15 protein-coding genes and 1 pseudogene are annotated in these 19,989 nt (G+C 52.8%); 8 read left to right on the forward strand and 8 right to left on the reverse strand.

Going from position 1 to position 19,989, the window contains the following annotated elements; all coding sequences use genetic code 11:
• Nucleotides 1–2 precede the first annotated feature (2 nt).
• From AACU55_RS06045 to sbcD, 3 genes are all read right to left on the reverse strand, one after another.
• Nucleotides 3–1,016 carry an ABC transporter substrate-binding protein gene (locus AACU55_RS06045; RefSeq protein WP_134706831.1) on the reverse strand — a complete coding sequence of 338 codons (1,014 nt, stop codon included), beginning with the start codon at nt 1,014–1,016 and terminating at the stop codon, nt 3–5.
• Nucleotides 1,017–1,264: 248 nt separating this feature from the next.
• The gene (sbcC, locus tag AACU55_RS06050; RefSeq protein ID WP_134706832.1) at nt 1,265–4,513 is read right to left on the reverse strand and encodes an exonuclease subunit SbcC; all 3,249 of its coding nucleotides are present in this window, start codon (nt 4,511–4,513) and stop codon (nt 1,265–1,267) included.
• Nucleotides 4,510–5,748 (reverse strand): exonuclease subunit SbcD, encoded by a 1,239-nt coding sequence (sbcD, locus tag AACU55_RS06055; RefSeq protein ID WP_134706833.1) that lies wholly within the window; start codon nt 5,746–5,748, stop codon nt 4,510–4,512. The genes sbcC and sbcD overlap by 4 nt, the downstream gene beginning before the upstream one ends.
• Before the next feature lie 227 nt (nt 5,749–5,975).
• On the opposite strand from sbcD, the gene phoB reads away from it, so the two are divergent.
• Nucleotides 5,976–6,665 (forward strand): phosphate response regulator transcription factor PhoB, encoded by a 690-nt coding sequence (gene phoB / locus AACU55_RS06060; RefSeq protein WP_013576682.1) that lies wholly within the window; start codon nt 5,976–5,978, stop codon nt 6,663–6,665.
• 22 nt (nt 6,666–6,687) lie between these two features.
• Complete coding sequence (gene phoR, locus AACU55_RS06065; protein WP_037036796.1) at nt 6,688–8,007, forward strand: phosphate regulon sensor histidine kinase PhoR; 1,320 nt, start codon at nt 6,688–6,690, stop codon at nt 8,005–8,007.
• A gap of 33 nt (nt 8,008–8,040) precedes the next feature.
• On the opposite strand, the gene AACU55_RS06070 is transcribed toward phoR, so the two are convergent.
• Together AACU55_RS06070 and AACU55_RS06075 are read right to left on the reverse strand one after the other, a co-directional pair.
• Nucleotides 8,041–8,373, reverse strand: coding sequence for a helix-turn-helix domain-containing protein (locus AACU55_RS06070; RefSeq protein WP_013576680.1), 333 nt, complete (start codon nt 8,371–8,373; stop codon nt 8,041–8,043).
• A pseudogene (locus AACU55_RS06075) lies at nt 8,366–8,761 on the reverse strand (type II toxin-antitoxin system RelE/ParE family toxin). The gene AACU55_RS06070 and the pseudogene AACU55_RS06075 overlap by 8 nt, the downstream one beginning before the upstream one ends.
• Nucleotides 8,762–9,031: 270 nt before the next feature.
• Here AACU55_RS06075 and AACU55_RS06080 point away from each other — a divergent pair.
• The 3 genes from AACU55_RS06080 to proY all read left to right on the forward strand — a co-directional run bounded on the left by AACU55_RS06080 (nt 9,032) and on the right by proY (nt 13,486).
• Nucleotides 9,032–10,135, forward strand: a complete 1,104-nt coding sequence (locus AACU55_RS06080; RefSeq protein WP_013576678.1) for a cobalamin-independent methionine synthase II family protein — start codon at nt 9,032–9,034, stop codon at nt 10,133–10,135.
• Nucleotides 10,136–10,579: 444 nt separating this feature from the next.
• Nucleotides 10,580–11,899 (forward strand): branched-chain amino acid transport system II carrier protein, encoded by a 1,320-nt coding sequence (gene brnQ / locus AACU55_RS06085; RefSeq protein ID WP_013576677.1) that lies wholly within the window; start codon nt 10,580–10,582, stop codon nt 11,897–11,899.
• Nucleotides 11,900–12,061: 162 nt separating this feature from the next.
• Nucleotides 12,062–13,486 (forward strand): proline-specific permease ProY, encoded by a 1,425-nt coding sequence (proY, locus tag AACU55_RS06090; protein ID WP_015690313.1) that lies wholly within the window; start codon nt 12,062–12,064, stop codon nt 13,484–13,486.
• 127 nt (nt 13,487–13,613) lie between these two features.
• Here proY and ggt read toward each other — a convergent pair whose 3' ends face one another.
• From ggt to AACU55_RS06105, 3 genes are all read right to left on the reverse strand, one after another.
• Entirely contained in the window at nt 13,614–15,365 is a 1,752-nt protein-coding gene (ggt, locus tag AACU55_RS06095) for a gamma-glutamyltransferase (RefSeq protein ID WP_037036799.1), read from the reverse strand.
• A gap of 256 nt (nt 15,366–15,621) precedes the next feature.
• Nucleotides 15,622–16,224 (reverse strand): peroxiredoxin C, encoded by a 603-nt coding sequence (locus AACU55_RS06100; RefSeq protein ID WP_013576674.1) that lies wholly within the window; start codon nt 16,222–16,224, stop codon nt 15,622–15,624.
• A gap of 225 nt (nt 16,225–16,449) precedes the next feature.
• A complete protein-coding gene (locus AACU55_RS06105; protein ID WP_037036800.1) occupies nt 16,450–17,031 on the reverse strand; it encodes an ACP phosphodiesterase in 582 nt (193 codons plus the stop codon).
• A gap of 134 nt (nt 17,032–17,165) precedes the next feature.
• On the opposite strand from AACU55_RS06105, the gene queA reads away from it, so the two are divergent.
• From queA to yajC, 3 genes are all read left to right on the forward strand, one after another.
• Nucleotides 17,166–18,236 (forward strand): tRNA preQ1(34) S-adenosylmethionine ribosyltransferase-isomerase QueA, encoded by a 1,071-nt coding sequence (gene queA, locus AACU55_RS06110; protein ID WP_037036801.1) that lies wholly within the window; start codon nt 17,166–17,168, stop codon nt 18,234–18,236.
• 114 nt (nt 18,237–18,350) lie between these two features.
• Nucleotides 18,351–19,475 carry a tRNA guanosine(34) transglycosylase Tgt gene (gene tgt / locus AACU55_RS06115; protein WP_013576671.1) on the forward strand — a complete coding sequence of 375 codons (1,125 nt, stop codon included), beginning with the start codon at nt 18,351–18,353 and terminating at the stop codon, nt 19,473–19,475.
• Nucleotides 19,476–19,636: 161 nt separating this feature from the next.
• Nucleotides 19,637–19,969 carry a preprotein translocase subunit YajC gene (gene yajC / locus AACU55_RS06120; protein ID WP_013576670.1) on the forward strand — a complete coding sequence of 111 codons (333 nt, stop codon included), beginning with the start codon at nt 19,637–19,639 and terminating at the stop codon, nt 19,967–19,969.
• Nucleotides 19,970–19,989: the final 20 nt, after the last annotated feature.

The following is a 19,989-nucleotide window of genomic DNA, read 5'->3' on the forward strand; positions in this document are numbered from 1 at the left end:
CCTTATCCCTGATAGATCAGCGAAGCGACATCCACCGGCTTGCTGAAGATTTTTCTTTCCGTAAAGACGTCATAAAACTTCTGGAACCATTGCAGGTTGTCGCCTTTCAAATCGGGATACATCACGAAGCCCGGCAGCGGCACTTCTTTGACCAGCGCCGGTTCAATGCTGGTGTAACCGGCGACGTTTTCGCGCGCTTTATCAGGGTGAGCCGCAATGAATTCCACCGCTTTCTGATAAGCGGCAATAAACTTTTTGGTTTCTTCCGGCTTGCTGGCGATAAAACTGGAATTCAGCGCCGCTGCGCCGCCGAACCACGGGGCGTCGGCGTTGCCGAGCACGTATTTAGAAATAACGCCGGTTTCGAGTGTGCGCGAAAGGTTTTTCATGCGTCCGACAGTGCCGGTCGGTTCGAGCGTATATACGCCGTCAATTTGCCCGGCGGCCAGAGCAGGCGCGTGTTGTCCGACCGGCAGTTCAATGACTGACGGATTAGTGAAGCCATTTTTCTCCAGAATAATTTTCGCCATCGTGACGTTCTGGATCCCCGGACCGCAGGCGATTTTTTTGCCTTTCAGGTCACTGATAGCTTTTGCCGGGCTATTCAGCGGCACCAGAAATTCATCTAACACCAGCGTATGGTTTGACGGGTTAGAACAGATAATTTTGAACAGACCCGGTGAAGTGATCGCCCCGAGTCCCAGCGCGCCGGTTGCCGTGCCGTTGGCGCAGCCGTGGATCCTGCCGGTGATCATCCCTTCGACAATTTGCTGGGCACTGGCGAATTTAACGCCTTTCACATTCAGCCCGGCTTGTTTAAAAAAGCCCTGTTCCAGTGCCACATACAGCGGCAAACCGCCGACAATCGGCCAGTAACCAATACGAATTTCATCGTCGTCGGCTGCAAAAACTGACGTCGGGATCATACCGCCAAGGGTGGAAACGCCGCCGGTGATGGCAAGCCATTTCATCAGCTGGCGGCGTTTTTTATCGACTTCAGGTTTGATGTTTTTCATGGACGGTTCCCTTAGCGGTTATGAAGGCGTTGCAACTTGTACTGCAACTTGTATACATAACGTTAAGCACAGGGCGTGCCAGTTTATCGGGGGACGCGCATCAGCACGAAAAAGCGGAAATTCAGCAGGTTGGCAAAGGATAACGCACTGCGCTGGTGCGATTTTTGTGCCTGTGTTCACAATCAGGATCCACAACAGGGCATACCGCTAGCAATCTCACTAGCGGTATGCCTGCGCGAAAGTCGCCGTCAGACTTTAAATTCACTGCTCAGGCGGCTGATGCCCAGACCATTCACTTTGGTGACTTTGATTTGTACCGGAATGCGGTCTTTCATTGCTTCGACATGGCTGATCACGCCGATGGTTTTACCCGAGGCATTCAGGCTATCGAGCGCATCCAGCGCGGTATCCAGCGTGTCGGCATCGAGCGTACCGAAACCTTCGTCGAGGAACAGCGAGTCGATACGGGTTTTATCGCTGACCAGATCGGACAGCGCCAGGGCCAGTGCCAGGCTGACCAGGAAGCTTTCGCCGCCGGATAGTGTGCGGGTATCGCGCACGGCATCGGCCTGCCAGGTATCGACCACCTGCAGTTCCAGCGCATCGCTGGTTTTGCGCTGCAACAGATAGCGTCCGTGCAATTTTTCCAGCTGGCGGTTGGCCAGATACACCAGATGATCGAGCGTCAGACCCTGCGCGAATTTACGGAATTTCGCGCCGTCGCTGGAGCCAATCATCTGGTTGAGATAACCCCAGTCATCACAGGTCCGCTGCGCCTGCGCAATCTGTGCAATCAGCGTCTGCTGACCATGGTGGCGTTGCTTGTCGCTTTCCAGCTGATTTTTCACTTCGCCCAGACGTTGTTGCAGGACTTTCAGTTGTTGTGCCAGCTCCGCCTGTTGCACCGTCAGGGCGTTAAGATCACTGTCGGTTTCACTGAGATGTGCAGGACGGGCAAGCTGATGTTTTTCGAGCTGCTGACGGGCATCCGCCAGTAATGCCTGCGCCTGCGCCAGTTGTTGTTGCAGATGTTCTTTGCGTTGCTGAAGCTGCTGGCGCAACGCGTCGTCGAGCAGCGCCAGTTTCACTGCGGCTTCATCCGCAAATCCGCTGGCGCTCAATGCCTGCTGCCACGCCTGTTCCACCTGCGTCAGTTGTGCGGCGGTCTGTAACTGTTGCTGCTGCGTACTGGCCAACTGACCGGCCAACTGGTCGCGCTGTTCCTGCGCCTTATGCAGCGCGGTCTGGACATCACTCAGCGCTTGTTCTGTCGCCTGTTGTTGCTGATGTAAGTGCTCGCGAACCTGAGCAACCTGACGCTCTCCGAACAGTTCGAGGCGTCGGGCATTCAGCTCAGAAAGGGATTTTTCACCTTCCGCCAGTTGCTTTTGCAACCGCACAAGGTCTTGCTGAGATTTTGCCTGCATCTCTTCCAGCCGGGTAACGCGCTCTGTCAGCAAGGCACTTTGCTGCTGCACTTTCTGCTGTGCATTCAGTGCGTCGTTCAGGGCATCTTTGGCCTGTTGCAGAGCCCGCGCCAGCTGTTCGTGCTGGCTCAGCCGCGCCTGCGACTGCTGCTCTTCCTCATCGCGGGCGGTCAGCCATTGCGTGATGTCGGCGGTATCATGCAGCGTAAACGTCAGATTCAGCGGCGCACTGAGTTGTTGCCAGTTCAGGGTATGCGCATTCAGTTGTTGCTGATCCTGCTCAAGCTGAGTTTGCAGCCGTGTTTGTTGCTCTTTCAGGCCTTTAATTTTTGCCGCCAGTTCGATACCGCTGGCTTTTGCTGCATCGAATTCCAGTTGCATTTTCTCGACACGCTGCGCGGTTTCAGAAGGTTTAACCTGCTGATAATGTTCAATCGCCGGATGTGATGTCGAGCCGCACAGCGGACAGGCTTTGCCGCTTTGCAAATTCGCGCGTTCGGCTTCAAGGCTGACGATCAGCATTTCCTGTTTATGCAGTGCTTTAACGTCGTTGAGATGCTCCAGCTGTTTCTGACATTGCAGACGGATCGCGCCCAGACGCAGTTCTTCTTCGGCCAGCAGCGTCTGGTACTGCGCAAAATCTTTATGCTGTTGCTGCACGCGCTGGTTCAGTTGCGGGAAGATTTGCGCGAGTGAAAACAGCTGCTGCCGCACCGGCCGGAGCTGCATGAGTTCGGTTTGACGTTTCTGTAACACTACCTGCGGGTACTGTTTTTCCAGTTCAGCCTGACGTTGTTGTGCAACGTTAAGGGCTTCAGTCAGCGCGGCCTGACGGGTGTGATGCTGGCGGCTTTCCTCATCCAGTTTCTGACGTTCCGCCGTGATTTGCTGCAGCGTCGCGCTATGTTCACCAGCCTGTTTCTGCGACTCGCTGACCGCCTGTTGTGTTTCCACCAGCGATTTGCGCCATTGCGCGATTTCGCTATCCAGTGGCAGGATTTTTTCTTCGATCAGCGTCTGCATCTGACGCTGTTCTTCCGCCTGTTTCTGCCGCGCAGTGTGCGCCTGTTCCACCGCCAGACTCAGCGGCGTCATCTGTGCAATCTGCTGCTCCTGCTGCTGCGTCAGTTGTATCAGTAATTGCTGAAGGCGCTGCGCGTCATCCTGACAGCGCTGGCGATCATTGAGTAACGGACGCAGTTTTTCTGCCGGTTCGCTGCGCGCCAGTTGCTGTAACTGCGGCGCGGCGGCCAGATTTTCCTGCTCTGCGGCGGTCAGTTGTTGCTGAGACTGCTGCTGTTTTTGCTGCACCTGCTGCCACTGTTGCAGCCAGTTCAGATCCTGCTGGCGCTGCTGCGCCTGCTGACTGAGCGTGATTTCCTGCGTGTTCAGTTCAGCACGTTGTGCTTCGAGCGTCTGGCGCTGTTCTTCGCTGAGCAGTTCGATTCCGGCCATACGCTGATGCAGACCGTCCAGCGCAATGCGCGCTTCTTTATGTTGCTCAAACACGCGTTGAGAAAGCAGCCCGTAAATCTCGGTGCCGGTCAGTTCTTCCAGCAATTCGGCGCGGTCGTTGGCATCGGCATTCAGAAACGCGGCGAACTGCCCCTGTGAAAGCATCATGGATTTGGTGAAACGGCCGAAATCCAGCCCGGTCAGTGTGGCGATGGCATCGAGTTTATCGCGCACTTTATCGGCCAGAATTTTGCCGTCGGCCAGCAATGCCAGCTCCACTTTCGGTGCCTGCAGATTGCCGTCAGGGGAATTTTTGGCGCGGCGCTGGCTCCAGAACGCGCGGTAACCCACACCTTTGACTTCAAACTCCACTTCGGCCAGCGATTCTGCGGTGTGGCGGGTCATCAGTTCATTCTGGCTTGGTGTAATGTTCAGCCTTGGCGTCTGATGATAAAGCGCCAGACAAATGGCATCGAGCAGGGTGGTTTTCCCCGCACCGGTCGGACCTGTGATGGCGAATAATCCGTTGCTGGCAAACGGCTCGGCGGTGAAATCAATTTTCCATTCGCCTTCCAGCGAGTTCAGGTTTTTTAAACGCAGGCTGAGAATTTTCATTGTGCGCCGTCCTCCGCGTTCTGACCGTTGTTAACCTGTTCAACCACCTGCGCAAACAACGTGCGCATCCGAGCCTGACGCGGCTCGTCAGGGTCCGGTTCCAGCGCCAGTCGTCGTTCAAACACGTCGCTGACGCTCAGTTCGCTGAGGGTTTCTTTTTCCTGCTGCTCAATACTGTTGATGCGCTGTTCTTTGCTGCGGCGTAACAGCACGACTTCTACCGGCAGATCTTCCGTCAGCGCCTGAATGCGTCGCTGGATGTCGCTGAGATAATCCTGGGTGGAGACTTCAATATCGAGCCACACCGGTTTGGCCGGATCACCGCCTTCGAACTGTGCCAGTTGGTGTTCAATCTCCACCAGCGAGCCTTTGATTATCTGCATCGGCTGGAAAACCGGGATTTCCAGTGTGTCGATGGCGTTGAGCGTCGCACCATCAAAATCAAGTAAGTACACACTTTTAGCTTTGCTCAGTTCGTCAAAACTCAGGGCAATCGGCGAGCCGCTGTAACGGATATGTTCGGTTTTGGCGACGCATTGTGCACGGTGAATATGACCCAGTGCCACATAATCGACCGGCGGAAAGGCCTGCGCCGGAAACGCATCGAGCGTACCTATATAGATGTCGCGCACGGAATCAGAGGTACTGACGCCGACAGTCGTCAGATGGCCGGTCGCAATAATAGGCAGCGGCATGCCCAGTTCGTCACGTCTGGCCTGAGCAGCCTGCCAGAGCGCGTCATAATGCGCGGCGATGGCTTCCTGCAATGCCAGTTGCTTGTCGCTGCCGGACTGTCCCGCCTGGCTGGCGAGCAGATCACGCGGGCGTAAAAACGGGATAGCGCACAGTATCGCGCCGGGTTTCCCGTCACGCTGACTGAGCACTAAAATCTGTTCAGAAAGGTTTTCACCGACGGTGGCAATCACCCGCGTATTCAGGCAGGACAGGAGCTCGCGCGATTCATTGAGCGTGGCGACAGAATCGTGGTTACCAGCCAGCACCACCAGCTGGCAGCCGGTTTGCTGTAATTCCACCACGAAGCGGTTATACAATTCTCGGGCATAACTGGGTGGGGAACCTGTGTCGAAAATATCGCCCGCGACAATCACGGCGTCGACCTGATGTTGTTGCACCTGACCGGTCAGCCAGCGCAAAAATGCCTGATGTTCGGCTGCACGGCTTTTAGTGAAAAAGTACTGGCCGAGGTGCCAGTCTGACGTGTGGATCAGGCGCATGAGACTCCCGTATGAACCCTGGATGACGACAATGGGGTAAAGTATAAACGTCGGCAGGGGAAGCTGTCCCCGATAAATCAGACCAATTTCAGCAAGATGGCCGGAAATTATCTGTCATAGTTGACTGTAATGAACCATTCTTTTCATTCATAAATCTGTCACAAAACTGACGCATAATGGCGCCCGCAATCAAATAAAAGATCGCTAACCTATTGGCAGGACCTACGATGGCTAGACGTATATTGGTGGTTGAAGACGAAGCTCCAATCCGTGAAATGGTGTGTTTTGTACTGGAACAAAATGGCTATCAGGCCGTAGAAGCTGAGGATTTTGATTCAGCGATTGGGCAGCTTGTTGAACCTTACCCTGAACTGATCCTGCTTGACTGGATGTTACCTGGCGGTTCCGGTATTCAGTTTATTAAGCATCTTAAACGTGAGGCACTGACCCGCGAAATTCCGGTGATGATGCTGACCGCACGCGGTGAAGAAGAAGATCGGGTGCGCGGCCTTGAAGTGGGTGCCGATGATTACATCACCAAACCGTTTTCTCCGAAAGAACTGGTTGCCCGCATTAAAGCCGTGATGCGTCGCATCTCGCCAATGGCGGTGGAAGAAGTAATCGACATGCAGGGTTTAAGCCTGGATCCGTCGTCTCACCGGGTGATGGCCAACGAGCAGGCGCTCGATATGGGGCCGACCGAATTTAAGTTATTACACTTCTTTATGACCCATTCCGAACGTGTATACAGCCGCGAACAGTTGCTCAATAACGTCTGGGGCACTAACGTTTATGTGGAAGATCGCACGGTTGACGTGCATATTCGTCGTTTACGTAAGGCGCTGGAAACCAGTGGACATGACAGAATGATCCAGACTGTTCGTGGTACCGGATACCGTTTTTCAACGCGTTATTGAGCCCTCACAGCGGAGAATCTGTGTGCTAGAACGTTTGTCATGGAAACGACTGGCGGGTGAATTGTTTCTCTTTTGCCTGCCAGCGTTAATTCTCGGTATTTTCGTCGGCCATTTCGGCTGGCTCCTCCTGGTGTCGCTGATGGCGGCACTGGGCTGGAATTATTACAACCAGCTTAAACTCTCTCACTGGCTGTGGCTCGACCGCAGCATTACGCCGCCGAATGGGCGCTGGAGCTGGGAGCCGCTGTTTTACGGGCTGAACCAGATGCAGATGCGCAACCGGCGTCGCCGTCGCGAATTAGGCCAGCTCATCAAACGTTTTCGCAGCGGTGCCGAATCGCTGCCGGATGCCGTGGTGCTGACCACTGAAGAAGGCAATATTTTCTGGTGTAACGGACTGGCGCAGGATTTGCTCGGTTTCCGCTGGCCGGAAGATAACGGGCAACATATCTTCAACCTGCTGCGTTATCCGGAATTCCGGCTGTGGATCCAGACCCGCGATTTCAGCCGGGCGCTGAATTTACAACTCAATAATGAGCATTATGTCGAGTTTCGCGTCATGCCTTATTCCGAAGGACAACTGCTGATGGTGGCACGCGACGTGACCCAGATGCGTCAGCTTGAAGGCGCACGGCGTAACTTCTTCGCTAACGTCAGTCATGAACTGAGAACCCCATTGACGGTATTGCAGGGGTATCTGGAAATGATGGAAGACGCCAAGCTGGAAGAGCCTTTCCGCACTAAAGCGCTGGATACCATGCAGGAACAGACGCGGCGGATGGACGGGCTGGTGAAGCAGCTGCTGACGCTGTCGAAAATCGAAGCCTCAGCGAATATTGATTTGCACGAGAAAGTGGATATTCCGGTGATGCTCGGCATGCTCGAACGTGAAGTGCAAACGTTAAGCAACGGCAGGCATGAAGTGGTGTTTCGCGTAAACGACAAGCTGAAGGTCTTTGGTAATGAAGATCAACTGCGCAGCGCGGTGTCGAACCTGGTGTATAACGCGGTTAACCACACGCCAGCGGGGACACGGATTGAAGTCAGCTGGCAACAAACGCCGCATGGCGCACAGTTCCAGATCAGCGACAACGGACCGGGCATTGCGCCGCAGCACCTGCCGCGCCTGACCGAACGTTTCTACCGCGTCGATAAAGCCCGTTCACGTCAGACCGGCGGCAGCGGACTGGGACTGGCAATCGTCAAACATGCGCTCAGCCATCACCACTCAAAACTCGAAGTCATGAGTGAAGTCGGCGTCGGTACCCGGTTTATGTTTACGCTGGCGCCGAAGTTGATTGTTCCTCAGGAACAGGCCAGCCAAAGCGGCGTAAAGGGATAAAAATCAAGCCACAGCAACAAGCTGTGGCTTCTTTTAGCAGATGATCTGTAAACCTTTTTCTTCAATTAGCATCAGTAAGATCAGCGCCGCTCCGGTGGGTTTGGTTTCATCCCGCTCCCATTTTTGAATGCTGTTGGCGGACATATTGATGAGTCTTGCCAGTACGCCCTGACTGATTTTTTCTTTTTCACGCAAAGCTCGAATGCGTTCAGCAGAGCTTTCTGCGAAGGCTTTCAGTCTTTCCTCCTGAACGGCTTCATCAACAATTTTGTTAATTTCACGCATCGTGGTTTGTGTTACCACGCCAGATGAATCATGGAAGCGTTGAGCCATCCGCTGCATTTTTAGCAAACGTTCATCAACCATTAGAAATCACCTCTTTAATTAATCCATTTCGAAGTTCGGTTTCGAGTTGAAGCTCTGTGAAGTTGAGCAAATCTTTAGCAATTGCTTTATATAAAGACAGAAGTTTGTCGGGAATTTCATTGCCTTTCTTGCGGACACTATTTTTCAGCCACCCGTCGATATAAAAGATCTTATCTTCAAAACGAAAAGCGATGACTGCCCGGCCAAACCCTGACTTCTATCTCCCTGACGGTGCAATTCTCTTCTTGTAAACGTTGCCGGACAAATCCGCATCAAAAAGTCCGTTTGCCAGTTCATGTGCTGACTTGAGGATATCCTTTTCCGACAGTTTGCTGGCGGTCATGAAGTCGTGAAAATCCTCTGTAACAAAAATACGTAAACAGTTCATGTCAACGTCCCTGGTAAAATAAACTATAGTATTTATTACTACAGATCGCAATGGGGCGAATATTGTCCAGCATCATGAAAAATGATGAAGCGATCATGAACTTTATTCATGTCCCATGAAAATTCCTCTGTTGCCCGTTAACACCCTGCATGACAGTATCTTCTTAAAGACGTTTAGACATCTAGATGTCTAAATATAACGCAGCGTAATTATTTACTTTGTGAATCATTCGCATTTCGCCACCGGCGGGATGTTATTAAGGAGTTCTTCATGCAACGTACAACCCCTCCATTCCGTGCAGACGTCGTTGGCAGTTTCCTGCGTCCGGCGGCGATTAAAGAAGCCCGTAAGCAGTTTCAGGCCGGTGAGATTGATGCCGCGCAGCTGCGTGCCGTGGAAGACACCGAAATTCGCCGCGTGGTGGACTTGCAGCGCGAAGCGGGTCTGCAAGTGGTCACTGACGGTGAATTCCGCCGTGCATGGTGGCACTTCGATTTCTTCGAAGGTCTGGAAGGTGTGGAAGGTTACGATGCGGTGCAGGGGATCCAGTTCAACGGCGTACAGACTAAAGCGCGCAGCATTAAAGTGGTCAGCAAGCTCGGTTTCGGCTCGCACCCGATGCTGGAAGATTTCCGTTTCCTGAAAAGCATCAGCGGAAGTGCTGTGCCGAAAATGACCATTCCAAGCCCGAGTGTGATGCATTTCCGCGGTGGCCGTAACGCCATCAGCAAAGAAGTGTATCCGGATCTGAAAGCGTATTTTGACGATCTGGCGCAGGTTTACCGTGATGCGATTAAAGCGTTCTACGATGCCGGTTGCCGTTATCTGCAACTCGATGACACCGTCTGGGCTTATCTGTGTTCTGAAGATCAGAAGAAGCAGATCCGCGAGCGTGGCGATTCTCCGGAAGAGTTAGCACGTACTTACGCTGACGTGCTGAATAAAGCGATTGCCGGTAAACCTGATGATCTGGTGATTGGTCTGCATGTTTGTCGCGGGAACTTCCGTTCCACCTGGATTTCTGAAGGCGGCTATGAACCTGTCGCGGAGATCCTGTTTGGTGGCGTGAACATCGATGCCTTCTTCCTGGAATATGACAACGAGCGCTCCGGTGGCTTCGAACCGCTGCGTTTCATTAAGAAAGGCCATCAGCAGGCGGTTCTGGGATTGATCACCACCAAGTCCGGTGAGCTTGAACTGGCAAAAACCGTGGAATCACGTCTGGCCGAGGCGGCGGAATATCTGGATATCAACCAGATTTGCCTCAGCCCGCAATGTGGCTTTGCGTCAACGGAAGAGGGCAACAGCCTGACCGAAGCGCAGCAGTGGGAAAAACTAAAACTGGTGGTCGATATTGCTGCCCGCGTCTGGTAAACCCTGAAAGAGGTCAAATGATGACCTTGTAAATATGCTGTAAACTGTGCGTGAAATAACCTGAAAGTGGTGACTTCACGCATTTTTCATCTTATCGGAGCATATCTTGTGCTTCATTAGTTCAAAAATCATACATATCATATGGTGTGTTTATCGCAGTATTTAGTGAATACACCTGCCTTGTAACATTAATTTGGTTAAACACTCTGCTTTTTGGATCCCGGCTTGCCTTTATACGCTATAAAAGATTACCTTAGCCCGCGCTGTCGCTCGATACTCCCTGCATAACAACGTAATCATCTGCATATCATCAGGCGTTTTTGCTCACTTCGCTCCTCACATGGGTGCTCTCTGGCTGTTATATGCCATTCATCTTTCTGACGACGTGGCACGACGGCAGCATCGGACACTTTATTCATTTGAACAGGCAACACGACACCCATCATGAGTACTCGTTTAACAAATAAAGATATTCTGGCGCTGGGTTTCATGACCTTCGCCTTATTCGTCGGGGCGGGGAATATCATTTTCCCGCCAATGGTTGGTTTGCAGGCAGGTCATGACGTCTGGTGGGCTGCTGCCGGCTTTATGATCACCGCAGTCGGACTTCCGGTGATGACGGTAATTGCACTCGCACGCGTCGGTGGCGGTGTCGATGCCCTGAGTACGCCAATTGGTCGTGGTGCCGGTATTCTTCTGGCCACTGTGTGTTATCTGGCTGTTGGCCCGCTGTTTGCCACGCCACGCACGGCAACCGTTTCTTTTGAGGTGGGTATCGCACCGATGACCGGTGACGGCCCGCTGCCTCTGCTGATTTATAGCGTGATCTATTTCTCCCTGGTCATCGGCATTTCCCTGTATCCGGGACGTTTGCTTGATACTGTCGGCCATTTCCTCGCGCCGCTGAAAATGGTGGCGCTGGCTGCACTGGGTATTGCTGCCGTACTTTGGCCAGCCGGTTCTCCGATGCCAGCGGTGGATGCTTACCAGACAGTGCCGTTCTCCAGCGGTTTCGTTAACGGCTATCTGACCATGGATACGCTGGGCGCGCTGGTGTTCGGTATTGTTATCGTTAATGCCGCGCGTTCCCGTGGTGTGTCCGATGCCAAACTGCTGACCCGTTATACCGTGCTGGCAGGGCTGATTGCCGGTCTGGGTCTGATGCTGGTTTACCTGAGCCTGTTCAAGCTCGGCGAAAACAGCGCTTCACTGGTGCCTGATGCGACCAATGGTGCGATTATTCTGCATGCCTATGTGGCACATACCTTCGGCGGTGTGGGCAGCTTCTTCCTCGGTGCGCTGATTTTCATCGCCTGCATGGTGACGGCGGTTGGCCTGACCTGTGCCTGTGCGGAATTCTTTGCTCAGTATCTGCCACTGTCTTACAAAACACTGGTCTTCATTCTGGGTCTGTTCTCCATGCTGGTGTCCAACCTGGGCCTGAGCCATCTGATTGCGATTTCAGTACCGGTACTGACGGCGATTTATCCGCCATGTATCGCGCTGGTTGTGCTGAGTTTCACCCTGCGCTGGTGGAACAGCACCACGCGTATCGTGGCACCGGTCATGCTGGTAAGCCTGGTGTTCGGTATTGTTGATGGTATCAAGGCGTCTGCTTTTGTTGACCTGATGCCAGCCTGGACCGCAAACCTGCCCCTGGCTGCACAAGGTCTTGCCTGGTTACCCCCGTCATTATTAATGCTGGTACTGGTCGGGATTTATGACAAAATCAGCGGCCCGCGCAGCGTAACCGCGCACCAATGATCACCGGGTGAATGTTCGAAGACATAAAAGCATGATCGTCTGACGAATGTTTCGCCAATCAGGCCACGGAGAACCCTTCCGTGGCTTTTTCATTGGCAGGCTAAAAGTCATTTTTTAGAATACGATTTTTGATATTTAAAAAAACAACACGGGTTAATGCACATGCAGCAAGAAGCTGAACAACCAATAGCGCAGAACGAAGCGCCGGGCACGAAGTTAAAACGTGGCCTGACAACGCGCCATATCCGCTTTATGGCACTGGGCTCAGCCATCGGAACTGGTCTGTTTTATGGCTCGGCAGATGCGATTAAAATGGCCGGACCGAGCGTATTGCTGGCGTATCTGGTCGGCGGGATTATTGCGTTTATCATCATGCGTGCCCTCGGTGAGATGTCGGTTAACAACCCGCAGAGCGGTTCATTTTCGCGTTATGCGCAAGATTACCTCGGGCCGATGGCGGGTTACATTACCGGCTGGACGTACTGTTTCGAAATCCTGATCGTCGCCATCGCTGATGTAACCGCGTTCGGCATTTATATGGGCGTCTGGTTCCCGGATGTGCCGCAATGGACCTGGGTGCTCAGCGTGGTGTTGATCATCGGCGCGATCAATCTGGTCAGCGTGAAAGTCTTCGGCGAGCTGGAGTTCTGGTTCTCCTTCTTTAAAGTGCTGACCATCATCATCATGATCGTGGCAGGCTTTGGGATTATCTTCTGGGGTATCGGCAATGGCGGGCAGGCGACCGGTATCCACAATCTGTGGAGTCATGGTGGCTTCTTCAGTCAGGGCATCATGGGGACGATTTTGTCCTTACAGCTGGTGATGTTTGCTTACGGCGGCATCGAGATCATCGGGATCACGGCCGGTGAAGCGGAAGACCCAAAGAAATCTATTCCGAAAGCCATCAACTCAGTACCGCTGCGTATTCTGGTATTTTATGTGGGTACGCTGTTTGTGATCATGTCTATTTTCCCATGGAATCAGGTGGGGACGCAGGGCAGTCCGTTCGTGCTGACTTTCCAGCACATGGGCATTACTGCGGCGGCGACGATCCTGAATTTTGTGGTGATTACCGCGTCGCTTTCTGCCATTAACAGTGATGTGTTCGGCGTGGGCCGTATGCTGCACGGAATGGCAGAGCAGGGGCAGGCACCGAAAATGTTCAGCAAGGTATCGCGTCTGGGCACGCCGTGGGTCACCGTTCTGGTGATGATGGCGGCACTGCTGGTGGCGGTTTATCTGAACTACGTCATGCCATCGGCTGTGTTTCTGGTGATTGCGTCTCTGGCGACCTTCGCAACGGTCTGGGTGTGGATTATGATCCTGTTCTCCCAGATTGGTTTCCGTCGCAAACTGAGCAAACAACAGGTGAAAGAGCTGGAGTTTCCGCTGCGTGGCGGCGTTTATACCTCGGTGTTCGGTATTATTTTCCTGGTGTTCATCATCGGCCTGATTGGTTACTTCCCGGATACCCGTATTTCGTTGTATGTGGGGATGGTTTGGGTGGTGGCGCTACTGGTCGGTTATGCCTTTAAACGCCGCAACGACCGTAAGAAAGAAGCACTGGCACTGAGCAATAAAGCGTAAGCAAGCACTTACCTTTCGGTAAATTTTAACGCCCCCGATATCAGATGATATCGGGGGCTTTTTACTACAGGTAAGTGATCGGGGTGAATGAAGGCAGCCAACGCAGAGATAGCTTGAAGGATGCCAGTTAATAACCGATGGCGGCTCCTGCGGGACGTCGCACATCATTCGCGCCATACAGATAACCTTCGCGAACCTTGCCTGACACCGCTGAGTCATTACCTGAGTTTGCTGATGTCACACCGGCCGCACCCGGTAACCCCACCATAATCAGCTCCGTCGCACCCCATGGCGTCTGTTCCACCATTTTGTAACCCATCTTCTGCAGGATATTCAGGCTGTCCTGAGAAACGCCGCGCTGCTCGTAATACACTTCATCCGGCAACCACTGATGATGAATACGTGGCGCATCCACGGCTTCCTGTGGTGCCATGCCGTAATCGATGACATTCAGCGCCGCCTGCAGGGTAATGGTGATGATGCGCGAACCGCCAGGCGATCCCAGAACCATGAAGATTTTACCGTCTTTGGTCACCAGACTCGGGCTCATAGAGGATAGTGGGCGCTTACCGGGGGCGATGGCATTTTTGGTTCCCTGCACCAGACCGTACAAGTTTTTCTCGCCGACTTTGGTGGTGAAGTCATCCATTTCGTCATTCAGGAAAAAGCCGGTGCCCGGTGCAATCACGACAGAACCAAAGCGGCCATTCACCGTATAGGTGGTGGACACCGCGTTACCCATTTTATCGACGATGGAATAATGCGTAGTTTCCGGTTTCTCGTGCGGTTCCATACCCGGCTGAACGGCGGTGGACGGCGTGGCTTTGTCCGCTTCTATTTTCTTACGGATTTCTTCGGCATAGCTTTTACTGACCAGCCGGTCGATCGGGTTTTTCACGAATTCAGGATCGCCGAGATAGGTATTGCGATCCATATACGCATGGCGCATGGCTTCGGTGAGGACGTGAATCGATGCCGCTGAATTGAAGCCCATGCTCTTCAGGTCATAGCCTTCAACGATGTTAAGGATTTCACACATCGTGACACCGCCGGAGCTTGGCGGTGGTGCTGAGACAAATTTATAACCGCGATAGCTGCAGGCGATCGGGGCGTCTTCGGTGACTTTATAATTCGCGAAATCCGCTGCGGTCAGGATGCCGCCACCTTTTTTAGAGGCCGCTTCGACCGCTGCCGGGATTTTGCCTTTGTAGAACGCATCCGGGCCATGTTTCGATATGGACTCCAGCGTGTTGGCTAAATCGGTTTGTACCAGTTTGTCGCCGGGTTGCAGCGGGCTGCCGTCTTTGCGCAGGAAAATGCGCGCGGCTTCGGGATCTTCTTTGAAGCGTTTGACGGTGGTATCAAGAATATCGGTATCAGCACGGGTCAGTACAAATCCCTGACGGGCGAGTTTAATCGCCGGCGCCATTACCTGCTGGCGCGTCAGTTTGCCGTATTCTTTCTGCACGGTATCCATGCCCAATACCGTACCCGGCACGCCTGCGGCGAGATAGCCATACAGACTGGCCCCTTTCTTCACGTTGCCGTCGGCATCCAGATACATATTGGCACTGGCGGCGGCCGGGGCGGTTTCGCGGAAGTTGATGAAGGTGTCTTTACCGTCGGCAAGATGCACCGTCATGAAGCCTCCGCCACCGATATTGCCACAGCATGGGTTGACGACGGCCTGCGCGTAGCCGACAGCCACGGCAGCATCGATGGCGTTGCCGCCCATTTTCAGAATATCGACGCCGACCTGAGACGCCAGATATTGCGAGGTGACGACCATGCCATTTTTGGCTTCCACCGCGGGATTCGATGCGGCGTACAACGGCAGGCTGGTCAGCATGGCCAGCGCGATGAGTGATTTCCGTAACATAGGGGCTCCTGTCTATTACCCTGTCTTTTGAGTCATAACCTTCAGGTTATTGTGTGATAACGCTTTTTTGTTTTTTCAGTCTGACACTCTTTATGCAAACGGCACGCCATAATGAGACGGTCAGGCTATTTTTCAGCGTAGACGTAAATGACCGGGAGCGGGAAGGGGAGGCGGGAAAATGTGATCGTGCCGGATAGCAGGCAAAAAAAACGGCCAGCGAGGCTGACCGTTATTGACCGTGAAATCCGCTAAAGGATTACAGGTTTGATGCGTTTTCAGACAAATATTTAGCCACGCCATCCGGGGATGCGCCCATGCCTTTTTTGCCTTTTTCCCACTGAGCCGGGCACACTTCGCCGTGCTCTTCGTGGAATTGCAGCGCGTCAACCATACGCAGCATTTCGTCGATGTTACGACCCAGTGGCAGATCGTTAACGACCTGGTGACGAACAACGCCTTCTTTGTCGATCAGGAAAGAGCCGCGCAGTGCAACGCCAGCGTCCGGATGTTCGATACCGTAGGCTTTCTGGATTTCGCGTTTGATGTCAGCAACCATCGCGTACTTAACAGGACCGATGCCGCCTTTCTCTACAGGGGTGTTACGCCATGCATTGTGAACGAACTCGGAGTCGAAGGAGACGCCTACCACTTCTACGCCACGATTCTGGAATTCTTCGTAACGGTGATCGAAAGCGATCAGTTCAGAAGGACAGACGAAAGTGAAGTCCATTGGCCAGAAGAAGATAACAGTAGGTTTGCCTGCAGTGTGTTTTTTGAAGTTGAAGTTTTCAACTACTTCGCCGCTGCCCAGTACTGCTGCTGCGGTGAAGTCAGGGGCTGGACGAGTTACCAGAACCATATTATTACTCCTTATGAAACCCTTCCGGGCGTCGTAGGTGAGAAGGAAAGGGTGAACAAAACGACTGCCAGTATAGGGGCAACCTTCGGGTGAATAAACCCCATCGCACCAATCAATCAGATAGCATCCGGCTATCAGTCTTTGAAGTAAGTCTCAAACTTTTTAACAACTACTTTTTCGTTTTGCAGAGAATTGCGGGGTAATCCACAAAATTAGGGGTATTTGTCAGATTTGCCGGTCTCTCGCCTGTTGCATCATCACCGGATAAAACTGCCAGAACAGTTGCTCGAGGGCGTCGTAATTGAGTTCGATATCATGGAAAGAGCCGGTCAGTGCGGCAAGTTTTGGCCGCCGGTTGGCCATACCGCGCAATACGTCGCCAATAAAAGGCAGCACCGCGTAACGTTCCATCCAGCGTTCAGGCCAGAGATAAGCGTTCAGATTTTGGAAACGTTCCGGCATTTCAGGCAACTGAGGTTCAATTTCCTGCTGACAGCCGTCAAGAAAATCTTCCAGTGATTGCTGCGGATGAATGCTGACCCAGTGACGGGAAAGGAAGTGATCCCAGACGACATCGAGCGTTATCGGTGCGACGCGGCGAAAATCTTCACGGAAATAACTGCGGGCAATTTTCACTTCCGGCAGTGAATCGGTCATGACATCCACGCGGCGGTGCATACGGATGCCGCTGACGATCTCATCAGAGAACTGACCGTCAGGATTGCCGCGAACGAAGTCTGCCAGCAGATTTCCGGTCAGTGAACTTTTGGCCAGTGAGGCCAGATGGAGGTGGGCTAAAAAATTCATTCGCGAAGTATAACGCAGGAAAGTTGATCTCCGACAGGGCAGCGGATGCCTTTATTCGCGCAGAAGCTTGCAGGGGATGCCCCGTCCCACTAGACTAAGCCGCCTGTTTTTGTCGTTAAGTGAAGTGAAAAACCATGCGTGTTGCCGATTTTTCTTTTGAACTCCCTGAATCCCTGATTGCCCGCTATCCGCAGACCCAGCGCAGCGGCTGTCGTTTGTTGTCTCTGGACGGGCCAAGCGGTGAGTTAACGCACGGCGTGTTCACTGATATTCTCGATAAAATTCATCCCGGCGATTTGCTGGTATTTAACAATACCCGCGTGATCCCGGCTCGTGTGTTTGGCCGCAAGGTCAGCGGCGGTAAAATTGAAGTGCTGGTTGAGCGCGTGCTGGATTCACACCGCGTTCTGGCCCATGTGCGTGCGTCCAAATCGCCAAAACCGGGCGCAGAACTGCTGCTCGGTGATAAAGAAGATATTAAAGCAACGATGGTGGCGCGCCACGATACGTTGTTTGAGCTGGAATTTAATGAAGATCGTGATGTCTTTACTCTGCTCAACGAAATCGGCCATATGCCGCTGCCGCCGTATATTGACCGTCCTGATGAAGATGCCGACCGTGAACTGTATCAGACCGTCTACAGCGAACGTCCGGGTGCGGTAGCTGCGCCCACTGCTGGCTTGCATTTCGATGAGCCGCTGATGGATGCGTTGAAAGCCAAAGGCGTGGAGTTCGCTTTTGTGACGCTGCATGTGGGGGCAGGCACCTTCCAGCCGGTTCGTGTGGACACCATTGAAGACCACATCATGCATGCTGAGTATGCCGAAGTGCCTCAGGACGTTGTGGATGCGGTGCTGGCCTGCAAAGCGCGTGGCAATAAAGTGGTAGCAGTGGGAACAACCTCTGTGCGTTCGCTGGAAAGTGCGGCGAAGGCCAGTGAAGATGCACTGATTGCGCCGTTCTTCGGCGATACCAAGATTTTCATTTATCCGGGCTATCACTATCAGGTAATTGATTCCCTGATCACGAATTTCCATCTGCCGGAATCGACGCTGATCATGCTGGTGTCGGCGTTTGCCGGGTATAAAAATACCATGAATGCTTACCATCAGGCGGTGGCTGAGCAGTACCGTTTCTTCAGTTATGGTGATGCGATGTTCATCAACCGTAACCCGCTGGCGCCGCAGGAAGTGGTCGGCCAGTAACCTTGAGTTAATAATTACCGGCCTGGTCGCACCCGGTGCATCCGGGCTTTCTCTTCCGGGCGTCATGCCACGGATTTAACCTCATCAGACTGTTTCTCTGATGCTGGAGGCAATGTGAAGTACGAATTAAGCACGACCGATGGCCGCGCACGTCGCGGGCGTCTGATCTTTGAACGTGGCGTGGTCGAAACCCCGGCATTTATGCCAGTGGGCACTTACGGCACCGTAAAAGGCATGACCCCGGAAGAAGTCAAAGACACCGGTGCACAGATTTTGCTGGGCAACACTTTCCACCTGTGGCTGCGTCCGGGGCAGGAAATCATGAAACTGCATGGCGATCTGCATGATTTCATGAACTGGCATGGCCCGATCCTCACCGATTCAGGTGGCTTCCAGGTGTTCAGCCTGGGCGCGATGCGTAAAATCAAAGAAGAGGGTGTGCATTTCCGTAACCCGATCAACGGTGACCCGGTGTTCCTCAGTCCGGAAAAATCCATGGAAATCCAAAACGATCTGGGTTCCGACATCGTAATGATCTTCGATGAATGTACGCCATATCCTGCTGACTGGGATTATGCAAAACGCTCGATGGAGATGTCTTTGCGTTGGGCAAAACGCAGTCGCGATCGCTTCAACGAGTTGAATAATAAGAATGCTTTGTTCGGGATTATTCAGGGCAGCGTTTACGAAGATTTACGAGATGTATCATTAAAAGGGCTGGTAGATATCGGCTTTGATGGTTACGCTGTGGGCGGCCTGGCAGTGGGCGAGCCGAAGGAAGACATGCACCGTATTCTGGAGCACGTTTGTCCGCAAATTCCGGAAGACAAACCTCGCTATCTGATGGGTGTCGGTAAACCGGAAGATCTGGTTGAAGGCGTGCGTCGCGGTATCGATATGTTTGACTGCGTGATGCCAACGCGTAACGCGCGTAACGGCCACCTGTTTGTCACTGACGGCATCGTAAAAATCCGTAATGCCAAGCATAAAGATGATACGTCGACGCTGGATGAACATTGTGATTGTTACACATGTCGCAATTATAGCCGTGCCTACTTGCATCATCTTGACCGTTGCAACGAAATTCTCGGTGCGCGGCTAAACACGATCCATAATCTGCGCTATTACCAGCGTCTGATGGCCGGTTTACGCCAGGCTATCGAAGAGGGTAAATTAGAAGCGTTTGTGACAGACTTCTACGAGCGTAAAGGCAAGCCTGTTCCGCCTTTAAACTTCTGATTTCTTTCTCGTGTCGGCATCTTCGAAAGAGGGTGCCGATTTTATAATTTCTTGGACCGGCATTATGGGGTATTGTGCGAGACGTTTCATCGCAGACTCCGGGTCGGATTCTCGGTTTGTTTTACATCAATTTGCTTCACAACAACAATGAGGGAATTTAAATGAGTCTTTTCATTTCCGATGCAGTCGCAGCGACCGGCGCACCGTCACAGGGAAGTCCTTACTCTCTGGTTATCATGCTGGTGGTTTTTGGTCTGATTTTCTATTTCATGATCCTGCGCCCGCAGCAGAAACGTTCTAAAGAACACAAAAAACTGATGGACTCTATCGGTAAAGGTGACGAAGTCATGACCACGGGTGGCCTGATTGGTCGCGTAACCAAAGTAGCCGAAACCGGTTATGTGGTTATCGCACTGAACGACACTAACGAAGTGATGATCAAACGTGACTTCGTGGCAGCAGTTCTGCCAAAAGGCACGATGAAGTCTATCTAATTTTCGATTTTCCCGAAGGG

Source organism: Rahnella sp. CJA17(1/100) (genome assembly GCF_963881615.1).
GTDB lineage: Bacteria > Pseudomonadota > Gammaproteobacteria > Enterobacterales > Enterobacteriaceae > Rahnella > Rahnella aceris.